Raw genomic sequence first — 4,417 nt, 5'->3', positions numbered from 1 at the left:
AGTCATCGCTGAACCACAGGAAGAAAAAGGTAAAATAGTTGCGATGACCAGCCCTGTTATTGCGAGTCCGAGCAAGACTGAGAACGAACGGCAAGGCTGGATTTTGAAATTTGTGCTACCAGACAAGTTCACTATTAACAATTCTCCTCAACCTACAGACCCGCTTGTTTGTCTTCGTGAGGTTCCTGAGAAACGAGTTGCAGCGATTAGCTATTCAGGATTATGGAGTGAAAGCAATTATCAAAAACATGTCAATCAACTGAGTGACTGGCTCAACAGCAATAATTACTCTTCAATTTCACTAGCTAGTTATGCAGGGTACGATCCACCCTGGGCACTACCATTTCTGCGACGCAATGAGATATTAATTGATGTTCTACCTTAGGTTGATAATTGTGCTCGCCTTAGTGTCGAGCTCTGTTTCATTGAATGCTGAGCCATATCAAACCGGCAGTAAGGAAACGTCGCTAGTAAAAAAAAGCCAGGCTAGAAAACAACAGACTGGCTGGTTTTACGGTGCTTTTACAAGCATCAATTCCTCTTATTATGCCGGCGTAGGAGCTGACACGGTTGCCCTGCCTATTATAGGTTATATAGGTACTAGGTTTAGCTTTTTGGGGCCTCGTGCCAGCTATATCATACATCAGAGTGCTGAACTGGAAGCTTTGGCACTCATCACCTATAAGTCGGTCGGTTACAAACCGAACGACTCAAAGCATCTTGACGGAATGACGAGGCGCCAGAACTCATTGTTTGGCGGTCTGAGTACAAGCCTCAAAAAAGACAGACTGTCGTACACACTTAGCTATCTTCATGATTTACAGAACCATTCAGGCGGACAAGATTTCACCCTTGCAATGTCATACCGTTACAATTACGGGCCATTTTTTTTGACTCCAAAGATCTCTTTAAACTATTTGGATAGCGCGTACAGTAACTACTATTTTGGCGTGCGCGATCACGAATCCAATTCAGATAGACAAGCTTACACTCCCAACACGTCGATCAATCCGTCTGTTAGCCTTAACTTTGCAACGCCAATTTTTCTCAAAGGCTTTACCCGTGCCAGCGTGACACATTCCTGGCTGGACTCCTCGCTATATAACAGCCCTATTGTTAACAACAAAAACCATTGGAAGGTAAATCTTTCTTTCACCCGATTCTTTTGATTTCAAACCTGAATCAAGCTGATGCACCCTTCCAATAAGCCATTACTCCCTGCACTCAGTTTTCAATAACCATTGAGGTCACACAAAATGAACCAATCCAAGGCTGCAGCAATTATCATCGGCGCTAACGGGGGTATTGGGAGCGCAATCCTTAAACGTATGCAATCAGATAGAAGCATCACGACTATTTTTGCGCTGTCTAGGAACGAGCCCCAGAGAAATGAAAGTCAAAAAACAAAAACCGAATGGCTACAAACCGACGCCAAGCTTAGTTCGATTCAGGCTTGCTGCAAACAAATAGCGGACAGTCATATACCTATTCGATATATCGTGATCGCCAGCGGTTTACTACATAGTAAAGAACTCAACATAAAGCCTGAGAAACGTATCGAAGATATCAACTATGAAAGTCTGCATAGCGTTTTTGAGACCAACACGTTCATGCCGATTGTCTGGTTAAAAGAGCTGACCGGGTTACTGAATAAAAATTCAGCGACCACGATTGCTGTATTATCAGCAAGAGTGGGTAGCATTAAAGATAATCGGCTCGGCGGCTGGTATAGCTATCGAGCCTCTAAAGCAGCACTAAACATGCTTCTCAAGAATGCTTCTATTGAATACAGTCGTCGCTTTCCAAAAGCAAAAGTCATTTCATTCCACCCTGGAACCACAGACACCGAACTTTCAAAGCCATACCAAGCGGGCGTTCCAGAAGAAAAACTATTCAAGACCGACTTTGTCGCAGATCGGCTGCATCAACTCTTAGTTGAGTCAAAAGCAGATGGAAAGTTAAGTTTTAAAGATTGGAACAATATGGATATTGAGTGGTAGTAGGCCAGCTCTTGGCTTACTCAGAAACCTAAACCGAACCAAGCTACTAAGGTAACAATTGTTTTACTCAGCCTTTTCTACACGAGCCGTGTCGATTTCTAACTCATGAGTCAATGGCTATCATTGTTCTCCACGGGCGTCCATCACACACTGTATAGTTTGAGCATGTTTTTAGGCAGCCCCTGCAAGGTAATCTTAGGGTAGTGCTTTGTTTGCTGCGATGCTCTGTATCTACATTTTTACTTGTATTGGTAGCCATAAAATAACGCTCTCCTAGACTCGCTCTAATTCGAAAAAAAAGTCCCGCAAAGCGGGACAAAGGTAGATCGATTTAGATAACCACTTCTACTAAGGGGCTGTGATTACCGCATCGACTACATGAATAACACCATTTGAGGTTTCAACATCTGTAATCAACACCGTGGCATTTCCAACCATCAGCATACCCATATCGATATCTACTGTAAGATCTGTATCTGCACGCAATGTCGGTACAGCCGTGCCATTTGCTGCATAGGCAGCTATGGAGTCAATTTCTGTGCCGCTGATTACGTGTTGGCTCAAGATATCTGCCAAGCCACCTAAAGCAAGCACTTCACTAGGTGTACCCACTGCTGCGAACGCTGCATCAGTCGGTGCAAACACGGTGAACGGCCCATCCCCCACCAACGCAGCATCTAAGCCTTCTTGCTGAAGCGCGGCGAGCAAGGTTGTGAACTCTGCATCCACCTCAGCCCCTGCCAAATTAGTCACCAGCTCACCAATGGTAATACTGTCATCTGATAAAGCATCAGCTGATGGTGGCAATAGGACTTTATCAATCGCATGGATTATTCCATTTGATGTATCGACATCGGCAACAATGACCTTAGATGTGTTAATGAATAAGTCTGGGTCATCATAAGAAATTGCCAGATCTTTTGCGGTATATAACGGCGTTGTTGTATTGCCTGACAGGCTGATTGCGGTCAAAGCATCAACTTCAGAGTCCAATACATGATATTGCAGAATATCCCCAAGATTCGTTAGTGCAAGAATATCACCGGCACTATCAAACGCGTCATTATTTGCCACCAAGTCTGCAAAGGCATCATCAGTCGGTGCAAAAACGGTTAGGTCTGGCGTTGTCGCTAAAGTGCTTACTAAGCCAGCCTCAACGACGGCAGCCACCAATGTATCAAAGCGACCATCTGCTTGTGCCGTTTCAACAACATTGAAATAATTTGGTGGAATAAGAACCTTATCTATTGCGTGAATGATACCGTTGTCCGCAACAACGTCAGCGATCACAACTTGAGAGCGGTTAACAAATAGATCATCGCCAGAGACAGATACTTCAATACTCGACGTCTCAACAGTGGGTGTTGTGTTATCCATCATTCCAGCTAAGGATGTAGCTGCTGTCGCGTCAACCGTTCCAGATAAAACATGGTAAGTCAGGATATTAGCTAGGTCTGAACGCGCCAGGAACTCATCTGGCGTCACACCCAATGCTGTAAACAATGCATCGAAGGCATCGTCCGTCGGCGCAAATACTGTAAACTCTCCACCACTTAGGGTTTCACCTAAGCCTGCCGCCGCCACCGCAGCATAAAGTGTATCGAAGCTATCGTTGCAGTCAGCGATGTCTGCGATTGAACCCGTGCAAGACGCTGCGCTATCGTTATCGCTGTCACTACATGCTGACAATAATAGTGTTGAACTGGCAAACAACAATACGGATAAACTTTTGGCCCAAGAAAGCCTGTCTAAAAGTCGAGTGGACATAATGTGTACCTTCCCTAAATCATTCTTCAATTTCGTTTTGAGTTAATACCGACATCATTCTTACAAATTAAACATGCGTCGGTGACATTCATCTCGAGCGCTCAAACCAGTTTACGGGGAGGTTGTAAATTCGGATCACAATTAAGTTCTGTTTTCTAAAACGAAACGACATGAAAACACAAAATTATGATCCGTTTTCGCATTCTTCGAGTAAAGGTAATTAAACAGTGTCCGGAGAATAAGCACCTATGCTCGCTAAAGAATATGCTGAAACCAAGATTAGCAATACGAGTGGAAACCCTTATGACCTTGAGAATAATCAGCTGCCACAACTGCCTATCGCAACGCAAATGAAGCTCTATAAATCTATGGAGTCTTACGCCCTGTCACAGCTGGTTTTATTTGCTCAGTTTCCCAGACTACTGAGCTCTTTGAAGTCATTGGTCGAACTAATCGAGAACGAAACTCAAAAATACTTAAGAACCCAGATCTATAACGATGGAAGTGTCTATTTAAAAATCATTTCTCTCATCGATTCTCTTGAGGTAATCGACCATATCGAAGGTTCAAAGCAGCAGAGGAAAGCAGTAAGCAGAAAGCTGAAAAAAAACCTTTCACTTTGGAAAGTCCCTCGCCACCTAGTGATAAAA

The 4,417-nt window shown here is 43.8% G+C and carries 5 protein-coding genes; 4 read left to right on the top strand and 1 reads right to left on the bottom strand.

Annotated features, from left to right (window positions below):
* The 3 genes from A3761_RS17045 to A3761_RS17035 form a co-directional block, all read left to right on the top strand.
* Positions 1–385 (top strand): heme-binding protein (locus A3761_RS17045; protein ID WP_197473084.1); only part of this gene is annotated, 385 nt, incomplete at its 5' end.
* A 40-nt stretch (positions 386–425) separates the two neighbouring features.
* Positions 426–1,169 (top strand): MipA/OmpV family protein, encoded by a 744-nt coding sequence (locus A3761_RS17040; protein ID WP_197470016.1) that lies wholly within the window; start codon positions 426–428, stop codon positions 1,167–1,169.
* Between the two features lie 87 nt (positions 1,170–1,256).
* Positions 1,257–2,000: an SDR family NAD(P)-dependent oxidoreductase gene (locus tag A3761_RS17035; protein WP_068515443.1), complete on the top strand. Its 744-nt coding sequence runs from the start codon at positions 1,257–1,259 to the stop codon at positions 1,998–2,000.
* Between the two features lie 348 nt (positions 2,001–2,348).
* Here A3761_RS17035 and A3761_RS17030 read toward each other — a convergent pair whose 3' ends face one another.
* Entirely contained in the window at positions 2,349–3,767 is a 1,419-nt protein-coding gene (locus tag A3761_RS17030) for a fasciclin domain-containing protein (RefSeq protein WP_068554920.1), read from the bottom strand.
* A gap of 248 nt (positions 3,768–4,015) precedes the next feature.
* Here A3761_RS17030 and A3761_RS17025 point away from each other — a divergent pair.
* A partial coding sequence (locus tag A3761_RS17025) for a hypothetical protein (protein ID WP_156491914.1) occupies positions 4,016–4,417 on the top strand: 402 nt, incomplete at its 3' end.

The sequence above is a fragment of the Oleiphilus sp. HI0123 genome (assembly GCF_001635315.1).
This window is presented reverse-complemented; position numbering and strand designations above follow the sequence as displayed.

What these genes read in the sequence shown, in the direction of transcription:
- A3761_RS17035 (WP_068515443.1), top strand. Translation starts at nt 1,257, where the DNA reads ATGAACCAATCCAAGGCTGCAGCAATTATCATCGGCGCTAACGGGGGT.
- A3761_RS17030 (WP_068554920.1), bottom strand. Translation starts at nt 3,767, where the DNA reads ATGTCCACTCGACTTTTAGACAGGCTTTCTTGGGCCAAAAGTTTATCC.